The 17,286-nt window shown below is 69.4% G+C and carries 17 protein-coding genes; 14 read left to right on the top strand and 3 right to left on the bottom strand.

Annotated features, from left to right (window positions below; translation table 11 throughout):
- Positions 1 to 137: 137 nt before the first annotated feature.
- The 7 genes from AA23TX_RS01850 to AA23TX_RS01820 all read left to right on the top strand — a co-directional run bounded on the left by AA23TX_RS01850 (position 138) and on the right by AA23TX_RS01820 (position 6,606).
- Positions 138 to 1,277 carry a sensor histidine kinase gene (locus AA23TX_RS01850; RefSeq protein ID WP_230862304.1) on the top strand — a complete coding sequence of 380 codons (1,140 nt, stop codon included), beginning with the start codon at positions 138 to 140 and terminating at the stop codon, positions 1,275 to 1,277.
- Positions 1,274 to 1,954, top strand: coding sequence for a response regulator (locus AA23TX_RS01845; protein ID WP_155540863.1), 681 nt, complete (start codon positions 1,274 to 1,276; stop codon positions 1,952 to 1,954). The genes AA23TX_RS01850 and AA23TX_RS01845 overlap by 4 nt, the downstream gene beginning before the upstream one ends.
- Positions 1,955 to 1,971: 17 nt before the next feature.
- On the top strand, positions 1,972 to 2,691 hold the full coding sequence (locus AA23TX_RS01840; RefSeq protein ID WP_155540862.1) for a DUF2786 domain-containing protein: 720 nt from the start codon (positions 1,972 to 1,974) through the stop codon (positions 2,689 to 2,691).
- 66 nt (positions 2,692 to 2,757) lie between these two features.
- A complete protein-coding gene (locus AA23TX_RS01835; protein WP_155540861.1) occupies positions 2,758 to 3,099 on the top strand; it encodes an ArsR/SmtB family transcription factor in 342 nt (113 codons plus the stop codon).
- Positions 3,096 to 3,446: a hypothetical protein gene (locus tag AA23TX_RS01830; protein WP_230862303.1), complete on the top strand. Its 351-nt coding sequence runs from the start codon at positions 3,096 to 3,098 to the stop codon at positions 3,444 to 3,446. The genes AA23TX_RS01835 and AA23TX_RS01830 overlap by 4 nt, the downstream gene beginning before the upstream one ends.
- A 112-nt stretch (positions 3,447 to 3,558) precedes the next feature.
- Entirely contained in the window at positions 3,559 to 5,676 is a 2,118-nt protein-coding gene (locus tag AA23TX_RS01825) for an MMPL family transporter (protein WP_196425147.1), read from the top strand.
- A gap of 27 nt (positions 5,677 to 5,703) precedes the next feature.
- On the top strand, positions 5,704 to 6,606 hold the full coding sequence (locus AA23TX_RS01820; RefSeq protein ID WP_230862302.1) for a DMT family transporter: 903 nt from the start codon (positions 5,704 to 5,706) through the stop codon (positions 6,604 to 6,606).
- On the opposite strand, the gene AA23TX_RS01815 is transcribed toward AA23TX_RS01820, so the two are convergent.
- Positions 6,555 to 8,672, bottom strand: coding sequence for a putative bifunctional diguanylate cyclase/phosphodiesterase (locus AA23TX_RS01815; RefSeq protein WP_155540859.1), 2,118 nt, complete (start codon positions 8,670 to 8,672; stop codon positions 6,555 to 6,557). The two genes, AA23TX_RS01820 and AA23TX_RS01815, sit on opposite strands and share 52 nt — an antisense overlap.
- 13 nt (positions 8,673 to 8,685) lie before the next feature.
- Positions 8,686 to 9,504, bottom strand: a complete 819-nt coding sequence (locus tag AA23TX_RS01810) for an SAM-dependent methyltransferase (protein ID WP_439328763.1) — start codon at positions 9,502 to 9,504, stop codon at positions 8,686 to 8,688.
- A 180-nt stretch (positions 9,505 to 9,684) separates the two neighbouring features.
- Here AA23TX_RS01810 and AA23TX_RS01805 point away from each other — a divergent pair, with 180 nt between their 5' ends.
- The 7 genes from AA23TX_RS01805 (at position 9,685) to AA23TX_RS01775 (ending at position 16,015) form a co-directional block, all read left to right on the top strand.
- A complete protein-coding gene (locus AA23TX_RS01805; protein ID WP_155540857.1) occupies positions 9,685 to 10,986 on the top strand; it encodes a cytochrome P450 in 1,302 nt (433 codons plus the stop codon).
- 123 nt (positions 10,987 to 11,109) lie between these two features.
- Positions 11,110 to 11,982 (top strand): alpha/beta fold hydrolase, encoded by an 873-nt coding sequence (locus AA23TX_RS01800; protein ID WP_230862592.1) that lies wholly within the window; start codon positions 11,110 to 11,112, stop codon positions 11,980 to 11,982.
- A gap of 51 nt (positions 11,983 to 12,033) precedes the next feature.
- Positions 12,034 to 12,204: a hypothetical protein gene (locus tag AA23TX_RS01795; protein WP_155540856.1), complete on the top strand. Its 171-nt coding sequence runs from the start codon at positions 12,034 to 12,036 to the stop codon at positions 12,202 to 12,204.
- Positions 12,201 to 12,659 (top strand): DUF6308 family protein, encoded by a 459-nt coding sequence (locus AA23TX_RS01790; RefSeq protein ID WP_155540855.1) that lies wholly within the window; start codon positions 12,201 to 12,203, stop codon positions 12,657 to 12,659. Before AA23TX_RS01795 ends, AA23TX_RS01790 begins: the two co-directional genes overlap by 4 nt.
- Positions 12,660 to 12,792: 133 nt before the next feature.
- Positions 12,793 to 13,881 carry a ParA family protein gene (locus tag AA23TX_RS01785; protein ID WP_230862301.1) on the top strand — a complete coding sequence of 363 codons (1,089 nt, stop codon included), beginning with the start codon at positions 12,793 to 12,795 and terminating at the stop codon, positions 13,879 to 13,881.
- Positions 13,878 to 14,600, top strand: a complete 723-nt coding sequence (locus tag AA23TX_RS01780) for a hypothetical protein (RefSeq protein WP_155540854.1) — start codon at positions 13,878 to 13,880, stop codon at positions 14,598 to 14,600. Before AA23TX_RS01785 ends, AA23TX_RS01780 begins: the two co-directional genes overlap by 4 nt.
- A 56-nt stretch (positions 14,601 to 14,656) precedes the next feature.
- Positions 14,657 to 16,015 carry a CBS domain-containing anti-phage protein gene (locus AA23TX_RS01775; protein WP_155544186.1) on the top strand — a complete coding sequence of 453 codons (1,359 nt, stop codon included), beginning with the start codon at positions 14,657 to 14,659 and terminating at the stop codon, positions 16,013 to 16,015.
- Positions 16,016 to 16,055: 40 nt separating this feature from the next.
- Here the strand turns inward: AA23TX_RS01775 and AA23TX_RS01770 are convergent, their stop codons facing one another.
- Complete coding sequence (locus AA23TX_RS01770; protein ID WP_155540853.1) at positions 16,056 to 17,258, bottom strand: cytochrome P450; 1,203 nt, start codon at positions 17,256 to 17,258, stop codon at positions 16,056 to 16,058.
- Between the last annotated feature and the right edge of the window lie 28 nt (positions 17,259 to 17,286).

The raw sequence follows: 17,286 nt of genomic DNA, 5'->3' as shown, positions 1-17,286 counted from the left end.
CCTCTCCACCGAGCCGGGCGAGGTTAGCGATGAGTGACCACGCAGCGGAAGCAACCGGCGACGCAGTGCTGGGTAAACCTTGGCGGTACTCCTCGGGGTCCGCCTACCGCGAAAGATCGACCAGGTAGCTTCGCAGCGTGCCGGGACTCCTTCGCGCGCGGCCGCGGCTCGCCGACGCCGTGCTCGCGGTCGTCGGCGCGGCCTACCAGCTCGTCGGCGCCACCGACCTCGGCGGGCACTTCGGCGACCACGCACGGCCCCTCGGCCTGCTCCTCGCCGCCGTGAGCGCGCTGCCGCTCGCGGCGCGCCGCCGGTTCCCGATCTCGGCCCTGGTCGCCTGCGTCGTCCTGATGGGACTGTTCTACGGCCTCGGTTTCCGGTCGCAGCTCGGCCAGCTCAGCGTGGTCGTGGCCGCGTACACGGTGTGGGCGCACTGCCGGTTCCGGGACGCGCTGGCCGTGACGCTGCTCGGCCTGGCCGCCTACGAGACGTCGATGCTGTCCGGCAGCCCGGTTTCCCCGGTCGGCGACTCGCTCCTGGCGCTGCTGCTCGCCGCCGGGGTCGCGGCGATCGGGCGCACCGCCTACGTGCGCAGCCACCGCTTGCGCGACGCCGAGCACGAGGCCGAGGAGGCCGTCGCCGAGGAGCGCGTCCGGATCGCGCACGAGCTGCACGACGTCGTCTCGCACCACCTTTCGGTGATCTCGGTGCAGGCCAACCTCGCGCGGTACGTCTTCGAATCGTCGCCGGACACCGCGCGCACGGCGCTGGACACGATCACCGGCACGACCACCGAAGCGCTCGACGAGCTGCGACGCCTCCTCAGCGTCCTTCGCCCGCCGCAGCACGCGCCGGCGGAGTACCGGCCGCAGCCCGGGCTCGCCGACCTGGACGCACTCGCCGCGCGGGTCCGCGAGGCCGGGATCCCGGTCGAGGTGAGCGTCACCGGCGAGCCGCGGACGTTGCCGCCGGGCCAGCAGCTGTGCGCGTACCGCGTCGCGCAGGAAGCGCTGACGAACGTGCTCAAGCACGCGGGTTCGGCCGCTTCGCTGGTCATCGAATACGGGACTTCGCAGCTGGTGCTCAGCGTGACGGACGCGGGCGGGCGCGAGGTGACGCCGAACCCGGCCGGGCACGGGCTGGTCGGCATGCGCGAGCGCGCCCGGATGTACGGTGGCGTGATCGAGATCGGTCCCCGGGAGCCGGCCGGGTTCGCCGTCGTGCTGACCCTGCCGTACCCGAGCCGCCCGTCGCCCGAACCGCAGGAGCCCGAGTGACCAGCGTGCTGGTGGTCGACGACCAGGACCTCGTCCGCGCCGGGTTCGCCGCGTTGCTCGCCGCGGTGCCGGGCATCGACGTCATCGGCGAAGCGCGCGACGGGCTCGAGGCCGTCTCGAAGGCGGCGGCACTGAGGCCGGACGTCGTCCTGATGGACATCCGGCTGCCCGAGCTGGACGGCGTGCGGGCGACCGAGCGGATCCTCGCGGCGCCGCCGCCGCGCCCCAGCGTGCTCATGCTGACGGTGTTCGACCTCGACGAGTACGTCTACGCGGCGTTGCGCGCGGGCGCGTCCGGCTTCCTGCTCAAGGACAGCCCGCCGGAGACGCTGGTCGCGGGCATCCACGCGGCCGCCCGCGGCGACATGCTGTCCGGCCCGGCCATCACCCGCCGGCTGGTGGAGGCGTTCACCGCCGCCCGGCCCGCCGCCGCGCCGGAACTGCCGGGGCTGACCGACCGCGAGCGCGAGGTGCTCAAGTTCGTCGGCACGGGCGCGACGAACGGCGACATCGCGGCCGAGCTGCGCGTCAGCGAGGCGACGGTGAAGACGCACCTCAACCGGCTGATGGCCAAGCTGGGCATTTCGAGCCGGGCGCAGGCGGTGGTCGTGGCGTACGAAACCGGGCTCGTGTCGCCGGGCGACACGCGCACCCGGTGCACGCGTCCGAACACCTGATCGAATACCCTCCCTCCATGACCGAGTCAGACCCGCAGCTCGAGCGCATCCGCAAGCTGCTGGCCAAGGCCGAGGACCCGGCGGTCACCGAGGCGGAGGCCGAGGCTTACAACACGAAGGCCGCCGAGCTGGTCGCGCGCTACGGGATCGACCAGGCGATGCTCGCCGCGTCCGGCGCGAACTCCGACGAGATCGGGACGCTGAAGATCCCGATGAACGACCCGTACAGCCGCGACAAGGCGAGCCTGCTGACCTCGGTCGCCTACCCGCTGCGCTGCCGGACGCTGCTGCACCGCTTCGGCCAGAAGGTCGACAGCGTCACCGTGTTCGGCTTCAAGTCCGACCTCGGCCGGGTCGAGCTGCTGTTCACCAGCCTGCTGCTGCAGGCGAGCACGCAGCTGACCCGCGTCCGGCCGGACGGTTTCTTCCCCGGCGAGTCGCTCGCCGCCTACCGGCGCACGTGGCTGCACGGGTTCGCCCGCGCGGTGCACGAACGGCTGACCCACGCCGAGCAGGAGGCGGTCCGCACGGCGGCGCCCGGCGAGCGGTCGGCCGAGCTGGTGGTCCGCGACCGCGCGCAGCTGGTGCAGCACGCGTTCGACTCCGAGTACGGCGGCTTGCGCTCCGCCGCACCCCGCCGGCTGTCCGGCAGCGGGTACCTCGACGGCCACGACGCCGGCACGCGGGCGAACCTCGACCCGTCGGCGTTGACCCGCCGCCAGAAGGCCCTGCGCTGACGTTCCCGGCTCTTCAGCGATCACCCTGATACCCCTTCGGCCGACCACCTGCTAACTTTTGTTGGCATGTGGACCACGGGCGACGACCTGCTGCGGCAGCTGGGCGCCCTCGGCAACCCGCACCGGCTGCGGATCGTCGCCGCCCTGCGCGCCGAACGCACCTACGTCAGCAAGCTCGCGCGCGAGCTGCGGATCAGCCGCGCGCTGCTGCAGGTCCACCTGCGCAAGCTCGAAGCCGCGGGCCTGGTCGAGGCGAGCTTCGAGGTCGGCGAAGACGGCAAGACGCTGCGGTTCTACGAGCTCACCCCGTTTTCCGTCGTGCTGACGCCGGAGACGATCGCGGCCGCCGTGCCGACGCTGACCACACCGGATTCCGTCCAGCGGGACGGCGAGGAGGGACGAACATGACTGTGCCGATCGTTGCCAATCCGACCACAGCGACGGCCGAATGGCTTCGCGGCAACGGTTACGTGCCGAGTGAGGGTCGGCCTACTTTTGGCCAGATCGGCAACTGGCACCAGTGGCAAGAGATCATCGGCGTGACCGGGGTCTTCGTCCTGATCACCGTCGTGCTGTCGATCGCGATCGTGCAGCTCGCCTCGACCTGGCGCGCCAAGGCCGCGCTCGCCCGCGAGCACGAATACCGTTCACTGGCCGAAAAAGCCGTGCGGTCCCAAGAGGAAACCGAACGGCAGCTCCGCGACGTCCAGGGCCGCCTGCGGTCCATCGAACACGTGCTCAAGGAGGTCGACTGACCTGAGGCCCTGGACCGCCGAGCGGCAACTCGGCGGCCCAGGAGGAAGAAGCACCCACTCGCCCGAGGGCGAGCTCTCATCGGACCACTCCTTCACGGAAGGACTTTAGTTCATGCTGCCTACAGGCACGCCTGTGGTCGAACGCGTCACGAACTGGTCGTTGCGCCACCGCACCGCCGCGATCCTCGGCTGGTTGGCGCTCGTCGCTTTCGCCTGGGCCGTCGGCACGTTCGTGCCCGGCACCGACGCGCGCTCGGCCCCCGCCGGCGACGCCGGGACCGGCCAAGCGGTCCTCGACCGCCAGTCCACCCGCGAACCGTTCTGGGAAAACGTCCTGGTACCAAGGGAATCCCCGGCGGTCGCCGACCTGGTGACGACGTTGAGGACGTCCGGCGCGGTCGCCGACATCCGCTCCCCGCTCGACGACCCGGCCCAGGTCTCCGCCGACGGCCGCTCCGGCCTGGTCACGTTCCGTCTGCTCGGCACGGGTGCGCAAGTCCGCGCGAGTCTCACGACGGCGACCGCCGCCGCCGACGCGGTGGCGGCCCGGCACCCGGACGCGCGCCTCGCCCAGGCCGGCGACCTCAGCGTGTCCGGCGCGGTCGACCAGAGCATCAAGGAAGACATCAAGCGGTCCGAAACCCGCTCGCTCCCGATCACCGTCCTGATCCTGCTCGTCGTGTTCGGCTCACTGGTCGCGGCCGCGGTCCCGGTACTGCTCGCGGGGACGACGGTGTTCGCCGCCTTCGGCTGTCTGTCCCTTGTGGACAACTGGGTTCCGGTCAACAGCGCCACTTCCGCGATGACGCTGCTCATCGGCATGGCGGTCGGCGTCGACTACTCGCTGTTCTTCCTGCGCCGGGCACGCGAAGAGCGCGCTCACGGCGTGGACGAGTCGATCCGGATCGCCGCGCGGACGTCGGGGCACGTGATCGTCGTGTCGGGGCTGACCGTCGTGCTGTGCGTGACCGGCCTGCTGTTCACCGGGCTCGACAACCTCCGCGGCCTGACCGTGAGCACGGTCCTCGTCGTCGGGCTGGCCGTCTTGGCGGCGGTGACGGTGCTGCCGGCGACGCTTTCGGCGCTCGGGCGCCACGTCGACCGCGGCCGGATCCCGTGGCTCGGCACCCGGAGCACGCGCTCGCGGTTCTGGGCGGCGGTCGCCGGGGTGGTCACCCGGCGGCCCGCGCTGTGGAGCGGGGTCACCGCCGCGTTGCTGATCGTGCTCGCGGTGCCCGCGTCCGGCATCCGGCTGCAGGACCCCGCGCCGACCGAGAGCCTGCCGCGCGGCATCCCGGTGATCGACGCCGCCGCGCGCGTCCAGGAAGCGTTTCCCGGCGTGACGATGCCCGCGCACGTCGTCCTCTGGAACGAGCGCGGCGGGCCGGTCGACACCCCCGAGGTCCGGCGAGCCATCGGCGAACTCACCGCGGGCACCCCGCGACCGGCCGTCGTCGTCCCGGTGGACCAGGCCCTCGTCGTCCGGATTCCGCTGGGCGGCAACGGAAACGACGCGGCGGCGAGCCGCACGCTCACGACGTTGCGGGAAACCCTGCTGCCCCGGACGATCGGCCGGCTCGACGGCATCGGGTACGCGGTGGCGGGCCGCACGGCGGAAGCGCACGACTTCACCGCGCAGGTGCTCGCGCGAGCGCCGTACGTCTTCGGGTTCATCCTGCTGCTCGCGTTCGTGCTGCTGCTCGTCGTGTTCCGGTCGGTCGCCGTGCCCGCGGTGTCGATCCTGCTCAACCTGCTCTCGGTCGGCGCCGCCTACGGCGTGCTCACGCTCGTGTTCCAAGACGGCTTTCTCGCACCACTACTGGGTTTCACGCCCTACGGCGGCGTGCTGGGCTGGCTGCCGATGTTCCTGTTCGTGCTGCTGTTCGGGCTGAGCACGGACTACCACGTGTTCATCCTCAGCCGGATCCGCGAACGACGGCTCGCGGGCGGTTCGGCGCGGGAAGCGATCGTCGAAGGCACCGCGCGCAGCTCCGGCGTCGTGACGAGCGCCGCGCTGATCATGACCGGGGTGTTCAGCATCTTCCTGAGCCTCGCGGCGATCGAGTACAAGATGCTCGGGCTCGGCATGGCGTTCGCGATCCTGCTCGACGCGACACTCGTGCGCGGCGTGCTGCTGCCCGCGGCGCTGGCGCTGTTCGGCGACCGGCTGTGGCGGCCCCATGCTGTAGCAAGTCTTAAAGGTCGGTCCAGAACTCTTCACTTGTCCTGACAGATCATGTTCGGCACGGTGGAGGACGTGACTGGATGGGTGCGCATCGCGGTGCTGGCTCTGCTGTGGGGATCGGGTTTCCTCTGGATCAAGCTGGCCCTGACCGGGCTGAGCCCGGTCCACCTCACGCTCGTCCGCTGCGCACTCGGGGCGCTGACGCTGCTGGCCATGGCCTTCGCGACCCGCCAGCGCCTGCCGCGCGACCGGCGGACGTGGGGACGGCTGGTCGTCGCCGCGTTCTTCTGCAACGCGCTGCCGTTCGCCCTCTTCGGGATCGGGGAACGCACGGTGGACTCCGGCGTGGCGGGCGTCATGAACGCGACGACACCGTTGTGGTCACTGCTGATCGGCGTCGTGCTCGGCACGGACCGCCGCCTCGGGCCGGCCCGGTTGCTCGGGCTGGCCCTGGGGTTCGCGGGCGTGCTGGTGATCTTCGCACCGTGGCAGCAGGCAGGCCTGCTGAGCGGCGGCGCGCTCGCCCTGCTCGGCGCGGGCCTGAGCTACGCGATCGCGTTCGCCTACATGGCCCGAAAACTGCCCCCCGACGGCGCACCGCTGGCGCTGTCGGCCGCCCAGCTGATGACGGCGACGGCGTTGACCGCGCTGGCCCTGCCGGTGTCCGGCGCGGCCCCGCACCTCAACCTGACCGCCGTCGTGGCGGTGACGATCCTCGGCGTCTTCGGGACGGGCATCACGTTCTACCTGAATTACCGGATCCTGACCGACGAAGGCCCCACGGCGGCCGCGACGGTCGGCTACCTGCTCCCGGTGGTGTCGGTGGCGCTCGGCGCGCTCGTCCTGGGGGAACCGCTGACGCCCCGCGTCGTGGGCGGGATGGTGATCGTGCTGGCCGCGGTCGGCTTGACCCGGTGGCCCGCTCAAGCGAAAGCAGCCGCCAGCTCCCCCGGCGGCCTGGCGGCCCCGAAGTAATCACCCGTGCCCAATTCCGCCCCCGCCTGGCCCCACCAGCTGGCCTGGTCCTCGGTGTGGATCCCGTCGACCACGAGCGTCGCGCCGACCTCCCGGACCAGCGGCACCAGCGCGCCCAGGAACGTCGACTCCGAACGCGCCTGCCACTCCGCGAGCCGGCGGTCCACGCGGACGATGTCGACCGGCAGGTCCTCCACCGCCCGCAGGTCGTCCGGCCCGAGCCCGAAGTCGTCGAGCATGACACGGACCCCGAGACCGGCCAGCGCCGTGACGTTCTCGGGGACGCCGGACACCGGCAGCGCGCGCACCGGGACGCCGAGCAGCAGCTGGTCCGGCGGCAAGCCGGTGTCCGCGAGCAGGCGGGTCACGCGCGTCCCCAGAGCGTCGTCGGCCACCTGGTGCCCGGTGAGCCCGGCGACCACCGGCAGCCGGGAATCCGCGCGCTGCCGCCACCACTCGCCCTGCCGGCCCGCCGCGCGCAGCAGCCAGTCCCCGAGCGGCAGCGCCAGCCCGGTCGACTCGGCCAGCTCCGCGCACCGCTCGTGCGCCAGCGGCCGCCCGTCCGGCCGCTCCCAGTGCAGGCGGGCCTCGAACCCGGCGACCGCGCCGTCGGCCAGCCGCGCCATCGGCCGGTAGCGGACGCCGAGCTCGCCGTTTTCCCAGGCGCCCGCCATGCCGACGGCCAGCGCCTGCGTCCGGCGGTCCTCGGCGTCGGCGTCCCGGTCGAACATCTTCCACTGGCCGCTGCGCCCCTCCTTGGCACGCCGCAGCGTCTGGTCGGCCGCGCGCAGCACCTCCGCGGGGTCGATGCCCTTGGCCGGCCGGTGGACCACGCCCGCGCTGGCCGACAGCGCGAGCCCGTGGCCGCCGCAGAAGAACGGCTCGGCGAGCTCGTCGTTGATCGCGCGCACGATGGCGTCGATGTCCGGCGTCGTCGCCGAATTCTCGACGAGGATGCCGAACTCGTCGGCGTGGAACCGGGCGACCATGGCCCGCTCGCGGGCCAAGACGGCCTTCAGCCGCTGGGCGAAGTGCACCAGCACCTGCTCGCCGACGCGGCGGCCGAGGCTGTTGCAGACCATGCCGAACGCGTCGAGGTCGACGTGGAAGAGGGTGACGCCGTACTCCGGGTCGGCGCGCCGCAGCGCCGCCTCCAGGTGGGTGCCGAAGTACTGGCGGTTCGGCAGGCCGGTCAGCACGTCGTGCAGCGCCTGACGGCTGAGTTCGCCTTGCAGCAACATGAGTTCGGTGCCGTCCTCGACCACGACGACGAAGTGGCCGGGCCGGCCGTCGGCGTCACGCAGCAGCGACGCGGTGAGCGAGATGCGGGCGACGTCGCCGTCCTTGCGCAGCAGCCGCTGGGACTGCCGGACCCGCTCCTTGGCGCCGTCGGCCAGCTCCGCCATCGCCTCGCGGAGGACCTCGGCGGTCTCCGGGTGGACGTGGTCCTCCAGCCGCGTCCCGGCCAGCTCGCCCGCCGGGTGCCCGAGCATCTCGGCCAGCGCGGCGTTCGCCCGCACGATCCGGCCGTCGAGGGCGACCAGCGCGACGCCGCTCGCGGACGACGTCACGACTTGGTCGAAGCGCGCTTCACTCTGCTTGAGGTTCCACTGCGCGTCGCGGACCGCCTTGAGCAGCGAGAGGTGCATGATCTCCTGCTGCTCGAGGACGCTGCGCTCGTACGCGAGCAGGAAGCCGCAGGAGAGCGCGCCCAGCGTCAGCACGATCCGCTCGGTGAAGCGGTCCGCCGGCCGCAGTTCGGGCAGGCCCGGCAGGCCCTTGCCGAGGACGTCGAGGGTGCACCGCAGCCCTGGCTCGCCGACATAGCCGAGCCCGACCAGCCGCGCGCCGATCCGCTCGGCGGGCGCGGTGTCCGCGGACGTGCCGCGCAGCGAGTCGATCAGGGTGTCGAGCATTCCGCGCAGTTCTTCGTCGAGCAGCTCACGGCTCAGCGAAACGACGGTCACGCCGCTGAGCAAGTACGCCCATTTGCGGGCGAGCACGGTCCGCGCGCGTTCCGGGTCGGCGCTCGCCGGCTGCTCCGGCAGTTCTTCGATCATCGGCATCCGAAGCGTCCGCTCAGCTCTTTCGGCCGATTCCGGCGTAGACGAGCATGTTCATCTCGGCCGCGGCGGCGATGTCCGCCGGCCCGGACGGCCGCCATTCGCCGCAGCCGACCAAACCGGGTTCGACGATTTCGAAACCGGCGAAGAGTGCTGAAACCTGGTCGTGCGTCCGCAGTGTCACCTGATCGGGGCTCCGGCTTTCTTTGATCACTTCGGTCGCTTCTCCGAGATTTTCGCCTTGGTGGTCGCCGGTGACGTGGGTGAGCGCGAGAAAACTCCCCGGCACCAGCGCCGAACTGTAGCGTGCGACGAGGTCGAGCGGATCCGATTCGTCCGGGACCCAGTGCAACATCAACAGCATGAGCAGCCCGACGGGCTTTTCGAGATCGAGCAGACCGCGCACCTGCGGCGATTCGAGGATCTTCTCCGGGTCCCGCATGTCGGCTTGCACGACCGCCGCGCGATCGTTTCCCGCCAGCAGGAGCTCGCTGTGCGCGACCGCCACCGGGTCGCGGTCGACGTACACCACGCGGCAGTCCGGATCCTGCTCCTGCGCGACCTCGTGCACGTTCGCCACCGTGGGGATACCGGAGCCGATGTCGAGGAACTGCCGGATCCCGTGGCCGGTCATGAACCGCACCGCGCGCCCGAGGAACGCGCGGTTCACTCGTGCCGCGTCGCGCAGCCCGGGCATCGCGCGCTCGATCTGCTCCCCCACCGCGCGATCGACGGCGAAGTTGTGGCCGCCGCCGAGCATGAAGTCGTAAGTGCGCGCCATGCTGGGCACGGAGATATCGACACCCCGGGGAACCCATTCCGGTGATCGAGTCACGGAAAACACCTTCTCAGCCGTGTCGGACCGGAAAGAGCTTAGCGATTCCCGATGGCTCGGTGATTGCGCCATCCGCGTGAGTGCACACCACCCGATCGGGCACTGTCCCGTTCGACCGGACGCGCCTACCGTAGGCCGTCTCCTTGGGTAATCCACACAATGGCGTAACGAGGAGTCCGTATGACCGTCCCGGTGGCCCCGGGCCGGTGGCCTTTTCTCGGGCACACTCCGGCACTGCTGCGGCAACGCTCCGCATTCACCGATTCCTTGCACGAACACGGGGAAATCGTCAAACTCCACCTCGGCCCGATGCCCGCCTACTTCGTCACCAGTCCACGACTGGCCCATGAAGTGCTGGTCACGGCGGGGCCGAAGTTCCGCAAGGGCGTCATGTTCGACAAGTTCAAGCCGTTCGTCGGAAATGGCTTGGTGCTTTCGAACGGCGACTTCCACCTCCACCAGCGAAGGCTGATGCAGCCGGCGTTCCACCGCGACCGCCTGGCCGCGTACGCCGGGACCATGCGGCGCGCGGCGGCGGAGCTGAGCGAATCGTGGCAGCCGGGCGAGGTGCGGCCGCTCGACGAAGACCTGCAGGAGCTCGCGGTGACGATCGTCGGCGAGGCCCTGTTCTCCACGGAAATCGGGAAAGCGGCGGTCGACGAAGCCCGCCGGTCCATTTACCTCATCATCCAGCAGGGAATGATTCGCGCGCTGTCTCCGAAGTTCGTCGAAAACCTGCCGATACCCGGCAACCGGCGGTTCGACGAAGCCATCGGGCGAATGCGGGAGATCGTCGTCGAGGTGATCCGCGACTGGCGCACCGAAAGCGTCGACCGCGGCGACCTGCTTTCGACGCTCCTGCTCGCCGGCATGACCGACGAGCAGGCCCGCGACGAGGTGCTCACCCTGCTCACCGCGGGCATCGAGACGACCGCGCTGGCGCTGTCCTGGACGTTCCACGAGCTCGGCCGGCACCCGGACGTCGAGGCGCGCGTGCACGCCGAGGTCGACGAGGTGCTGGACGGCCGCCCGGTCACCGTCGACGACATCGCCCGGCTGACCTACGTCCGGCAGGTCGTCGACGAAGTGCTGCGCTGCTACCCGCTCTGGATGCTGATGCGCCGGACGCTCGAGGAGGTCGACCTCGGCGGCACCCGGCTCCCGGCGGGCGCCGAGGTGATCGTCAGCCCGCACGCCCTGCACCACGACCCCGCGTCGTTCCCCGACCCGGACCGGTTCGACCCCGGCCGCTGGGCCCCCGAGCGGGCGGCGCTGCTGCCCAAGGGCGCGTTCATCCCGTTCGGCGCGGGCGGGCGGCAGTGCATCGGAAACCGCTTCGCCCAGAACGAAATCGTCATCACGGTGGCCACGGTGGCCGCGCGCTGGCGGCTGGTCCCGGTCCCGGGCCGGCCGGTGCGCGTGAAGTTCACCTCCGCCGCCTACCCGGACAACCTGCCGATGACGGTTGTCCCCCGTCGCTAGTTGGAGGTCTTTCCCTTGCTACGCCGATTTTGTGCTGTCCTCGTGCTGTTCGCGGCCACGCTGTTCGTGCCCGTTCCGGCCCAGGCCGCAGTGACCTGCGAGGACCTGTACGTCCCCGTCACGGTGGCGCTGCTGCCGCAGACGATGCACGGCCGCCTGTGCACCCCGGCCGGCGCGTCGACCGTGGTGGTCCTGATCCCCGGCGGCACGTACAACGCGTCCTATTGGGACATCGGCTACACGCCGGAGACGCGGTCGTTCCGCCTGGCGGAGAACCAGGCGGGGATCGCGACGCTCGCCCTCGACCGCCTCGGCACCGGGCGGAGCTCGAAGCCGTTGAGCACGTTGCTGAGCGCGTCCGTCCAGGCGACCGCGGCGCACGCGGTGGTCCAGGCGGTGCGCCCGAGGTTCGCGAAGGTGGTCATCGGCGGCCACTCGATCGGCTCGGCGATGGCGATGATCGAGGCGGGCCGCTACCGCGACGTCGACGGCGTGCTCGTCACCGGGATGACGCACCGGATGAACCTGGTCTCGGTGATCCCCACGCTGGCGCAGATGATCCCGGCCCCGCTGGACCCGGCCGTGCCGGGCCGTGACGCGGGCTACCTGACCACCGACCCGGGCACCCGCTACGCGGCCTTCCACACACCGGGCCCGTACGACGCCGCCGCGATCGGCTACGACGAGTCCACAAAGGACGTCTTCGCCGCGACCGAGGCGGTGGACAGCCTGACGCTGACGACCGTGGTCACCCCGGCGTCGCAGCAGATCACGGCCCCGGTCCTGCTGGTGGTCGGCGACGACCCGAACTTCTGCGGCACCTTGGGCAGCGACTGTTCGTCCCCGGCGGCGCTGCGGGCGTCCGAAGCGCCGTTCTTCGGCACTTCACAGCTGCAGGCGTACATCCTGAACGGCTACGGCCACGCGATCAACTACGCCCCGAACGCGCCGACGTACTTCGGCGTGGTGGGAAATTGGCTGAAAGCGCTGCCGTAACGACCACGGTCACGGACGCGACCCTCATTCGCGACGAGGGGAGCGTGCGACATGACCGAGTACGCGCACCAGCACCACGTCCTGGACGAATGCGTCCGCGGCGAGCACCGCGAAGAGTCATTGACCGCGCTGAGGCGCTACTTCGCCCAGCGCCGCTACACCGGCCGCTGGTTCGAGCGGTTCGCCGGGGCGGCGACGGCCCGTCGGTCGCCAACACGGTGACCGAAGCGGACGTCCTGGCGCTGAACTTCCTGAGCATCACCAGCCTGGCGAACGTGGCCATCGACACGACGATCACGTACGCGCTCCAGATCCGGGAGCTGCTGGAGCAGATCCCGGCGGACATCCTCATGCACTCGGCCCCGTGGTCGGTCTACGAACCGGGCGCACCGGCTGTGGGAGCTGTTCCGCCAGTGCGGCGGCAACCACCGCCCGGTGACGGCGTCCAAGCTGCTGGCCCGCAAGCGCCCCCGCCTGACCCCGGTGTACGACAGCCAGGTCAGAGCGATCCTCAAGCGCCCGCGAGCCCGTGGAACTGCCTGTGGAACTGGTTCCACACCGACCCGACCCGCGCCTCGGCGGTGGCGAAGCTGCGCAAGGAAGCGGGCGGGATCGAGGACATCAGCCCGCTGCGCTGCCTCGACGTGATCCTGTGGATGCGGGCCCGCCGCGGCTGACGCACGACAGTCACCCGCTGTCTTCAAATCAGTTGAAAAAGTCGCCCGCTTGCCAAATAGTGGTCACTTCCGTGACAGTGCGCGCACGATTCTCGGCAATAACAGCATGCAGGTACTACAAATGGACTATCGCATGACGTACTTCGTGTCGATGTACCTCCTCGTCAGTTGCTTCCGGCACACAGAATCTGCGAAGGTCGTAAAGCCAGGTCGGCAAGCAAGCCGATCACCGTTCGCCGGCGCCGACGAGCACGAGACCACCAGGGAGAAGAGCATGCGGGTCGTGGCGGTCATGAACTACAAGGGCGGCGTGGGCAAGACGACAGTCACGGCAAACCTCGGCGCGCTGGCTGCGAGCCGCGGTCTGCGAGTGCTCCTCATCGACCTCGACCCACAGACGAATTTGACCTTCTCGTTCTACGAGATCGACGAATGGCACCATCGCCTCAAGGACGAAAACCGCACGATCAGGCAATGGTACGAAGACGAATCACCCGGCCGGGACACGTCACTCGCCGACCTCGTCGTTACGCCGGAACGAGTGAACCGCGTTCTCGAGCACTCCGGCGGCCGCATCGACCTGATCTCCTCACACCTCGGACTCATCGACATCGACCTGCAGCTCGCTGCCAGGTTGGGCGGGGCCACCACGCTCGACGGATCGAAGCAGCGGTTCCTCGAGTTGCACAGTTGTCTGCGTGAGGCACTGCGGGACGATCACTTCGCCAAGTACGACCTGGTGCTCATCGACTGCGCCCCCAACTTCGGCATCGTCACCAAGACAGCGATCGTCGCGAGCGAGCAGGTTCTCGTGCCGGCCAAGGCGGACTACCTGTCCACGCTGGGCTTGGACTACTTGGTGGGCAACTGCCGGGAACTGGTCGAACAGTTCAACGACTTCGTCAATCACAAAGGTGGCTCGAAGGAGTACCGGCCGATCGATCCCGGCGTCCTCGGCGTGGTCTTCACCATGGTGCAGATCTATTCCCAGCAGGTAGTCGCCGGCCAGCAGGCCTACATCGACCAGGTGGGCCTCAATTCGCAAGTACCCGTCCTGAAAACCACGATCCGCAACAGTCCGCGCGACTTCGGAGACGCTGGTCAAGGCGGTGTGCCGGCGATGCTCCGGCCCGCCGTCCGAGACGACGTCGTTCGCGAGTTCGACGAACTGACCGACGAAGTGTTGAGTGCGCTAGAGCTGCCCGCCGGCGGTCACCGGTGAGCGATCTGAAGAGCTACGTCTCCTTGCAAGCCAGGTTGTTCGATTTTCTCGCGCAGCAAGAGGAATCCACCCTACAGGCCATCGCCGACGGAACCTTGCGACTGACTGTCACCGGCGCTGACGACGTGTCACGCGAAACACCGGTCGATCCGCTCGAATCGCCTTCAAGCGAACCAGTGCAAGCCGCTCGGGATCTTCCGAAGCTGGATTCCCGGAGCGATCGCCGCATCTACCTGAACGCGGCAAAGCCGACTGTGGCCGAGTTGAAAGCAACAGCCCGGAACTTGGGCATCAAGATCACCAGCGGTGTTCGCCTCCGAGACGACCTCATCGAATATCTGGCCGTGCATGCGGGCGACCGGGATGACGTGTCCCGGCCAGAGCACGAAATCCGACCGCGCGCGCCCCTCGCTGCAGTGGCGGACAAGCCGGACGTCAGCCGGCGATCCCCCACCCCGGAGACTCTCGTTCCGGACGACGACCGCAAGCCGGCTGTCGACGTCGCGGCCATCGCCTCGCACTTGCGCGAACTCGAAACCGAGAGCGACGGTGCGGCCTACCTCGACGCACAGCGCCTGGACAAGGCGGCTCTGCTCGCCGTCGCCGCCGAGTTGCAACTCACGCGCGTAACCCGCCTGAGCCAGCGAGAACTCAAGAAGCGGGTGCTATACCAAGCGATCGGCGCTCGACGCAAGTTCGCCGGGTTGCGCAAGTGGTGACGCGGGTGGCTGGCCAGTCAGTGGCGACCGCGAGCGATGACGCCGGCGGTCGCTCGATGTACTTGATAGACGGACGGCGCGTCATGGTCTCCGACCTGCTGGAAGCCGGCCTCATCCGGGCAGGCGCGAAGCTCCGGTTCAGGCGCAACCGGATCGGTGTGACCTATGAGGCAACAGTGACCGACCAGGGGCGGATCCGGCTGGAGCCCGACGGTGAGGAGTTCCGCTCCCCATCGCGAGCTGCTGTGGTGGCTGCCGGCATGCATGCGGTCGACGGTTGGCGCGCGTGGCTGGTCGTCGACCAGGACCGCTTGCTCGACTCCGTCCGTCAAGAGCTGCTCGACCGGACGATTTCACGGACCGCTGCCGCGGCGCGTTCGGAGGACGACCAAGACCCTCAGCGTGTCCACGAGCGCCTCAGGCAGGCGCGCGGTCACGCTGAGGAAGGCAACCCCGATCGCGTCACGGTTCGCGAACTCCTGAGGATCTGGGGAGCGACGGATCGCGGTGACCAAGTCAGCAAGATCGAGGCCGATCTCGCCAACCACGGACTGGTGACGTCACCGAGTTTTCGTGCCGTGACCCTCGACTCGACGGTTACGCTGACCACGCCGCGCGACGAGCCGGAAGAAGCAGTGACTGCAGCGCTCTCCGGAGACGACAACGGCCCTGCTGCCGAGGACGATGAGGCCGACAGCAGTCTGAATGTCCGCCTCACTGTGGGAAACATCTCTCCTCTTAGGGGCGTCGAGTCGGTAGGAACCCACAGTCCGCTCAAAGAAGCCATTACAAAAATGGTCATCAACGACTACTCGCAGCTGGCTGTCCTGAACGGCCCTCGCAACGTGCGTGGTGCGGTGACCTGGCGCTCGATCGCTCAGGCGATGCACCAAAGGTGCGATGCCAGCGTGGCCGATGCGATCGACACCCATGTCGAGGTCGTCACGTACGACCGCGACCTTTTCGAAGTGCTCCCCACGCTGCAGCAACGCGAGTTCGTGTTCGTGACCAACGTAAGCAAGGAAGTGAAAGGCATCGTCACGACGGCGGACGTGGCCCGCCGCTACGGCGAGATGGCCACACCGTTCTTTCAGCTGGGCGAGCTGGACCAAACGCTGCGCTGGATCTTGAGCCGCGCGGTGGACCTTCCGACCGTCCAGCCGCTGTGCAGCAGGACTATCAAGAACTTCAACGAACTCGGCTTCGGTGATTACCAGCGCATCCTCGGCAACCGGGAGGTCTGGGGAAAGCTCGACTGGCCCCTGGATCGTCAAGTCTTCATCGACCGGCTCGATGCCATTCGCCAGCTCCGCAACAGCATCATGCATTTCCATCCCGATCCGGTCTCCGACGACGCCATCGCAACCTTGCGGAACTTCAACAGCCTGCTGCACCAGTACCGCGATCCGGCGTGACACGCGGGAAGCGGCCGATCCCGCGTGTCACGGCCGAAGCTCACCAGGTGACCGGCAGTTCGTGCACCCCGTAGATGTTCATGTCGGTCCGCAGCTTCACCTCCGCGGCGGGCACGGCGAGCCGAAGCGTCGGGAACCGCCGCAGCAGGCCCTCGAACCCGGCCCGCATCTCGATCCTCGCCAGCTGCTGCCCCAGGCACTGGTGCACGCCGTGGCCGAACGACAGCAGCCCCCGCGCGTTGCGGCGGATGTCCAAGACGTCCGGGTTCTCGAACCGCTGCGGGTCGCGGTTGGCCGCCAGCAGCGACACGACCACCGTCGACCCCTTGAGGATCGTTTCGCCTCCCAGCGAAAGGTCCTCCGTCGCGTACCGGAAGAAGATGTCGGCGACGGACAGGTACCGCAACAGCTCCTCCACCGCGCCCGGCATCAACGCCGGATCGGCGCTCAGCGAAGCCAGCTCCGAAGGGTGCTCCAGCAGCGCGAAAGTGCCCAGCGACAGCATGTTCGCCGTCGTCTCGTGTCCCGCGATCAGCAACAGGAACGCGGCGCCGGTCAGCTCCTCGATCGTCAGGTCCTCGTGGGAGGCCAGGTCGGACAGGATGTCCTCGCCCGGCGAAGAGCGCTTGTGGGTGACCAGCTCGGACAGGTACGTGTTCAGCGCGATGTACGCGCCCATCTTCTCTTCGAGCGTCTGGTCCCGGATCATGAACTGCGCCGAGTTGGCCTGGAAGCTCTCGCGGTCTTCATAGGCGACGCCGAGCAGTTCGCAGATCACCAGCGACGGCACCGGCAGCGCGAACTCCTTCACCAGGTCGATCGGCGGCGCCAGGCGCGCCACGTGGTCCAGCTGCCGCTCGACGATCTCGGCGATGTGCTCTTCGAGCTGCTTCATCCGCTTCACGGTGAAGGCGCCGGTGAGCCGCTTGCGCAGCCGGCCGTGGTCCGGCGGGTCCATCGCGATGAACATGCCCGGCAGCTGCGGGGACGGCTCGGTCGCGACGGGCATGCCGGGCGTCTCGTACGGCACGTGGACGACGTCGAGGTCCAGCCGCGAGCTGAACCGCGTGTCGGCCATCATCTCGCGCACCGCTTCGTAGCCGGTGACGAGCCAGCCCTCGTGCCCGTCGGGGAACACCATCGGGCTGACCGGGCGGGTGTCGCGCAGGCGGGTGACCTCGCGGGGCGGGTCGAAGGGCCCCGCGTCGCGCTCCATCGGAAGTCCCTGAGGGATGTCGCTCATCGGAGGTCCTTTCGTGGTGGGTGTGCCG

It is taken from the genome of Amycolatopsis camponoti, from assembly GCF_902497555.1.
GTDB classification, from domain to species: Bacteria; Actinomycetota; Actinomycetes; order Mycobacteriales; family Pseudonocardiaceae; genus Amycolatopsis; species Amycolatopsis camponoti.
Note: the sequence above shows the minus strand (reverse complement) of the source record. Positions and strands in the feature narration are given on the sequence as shown.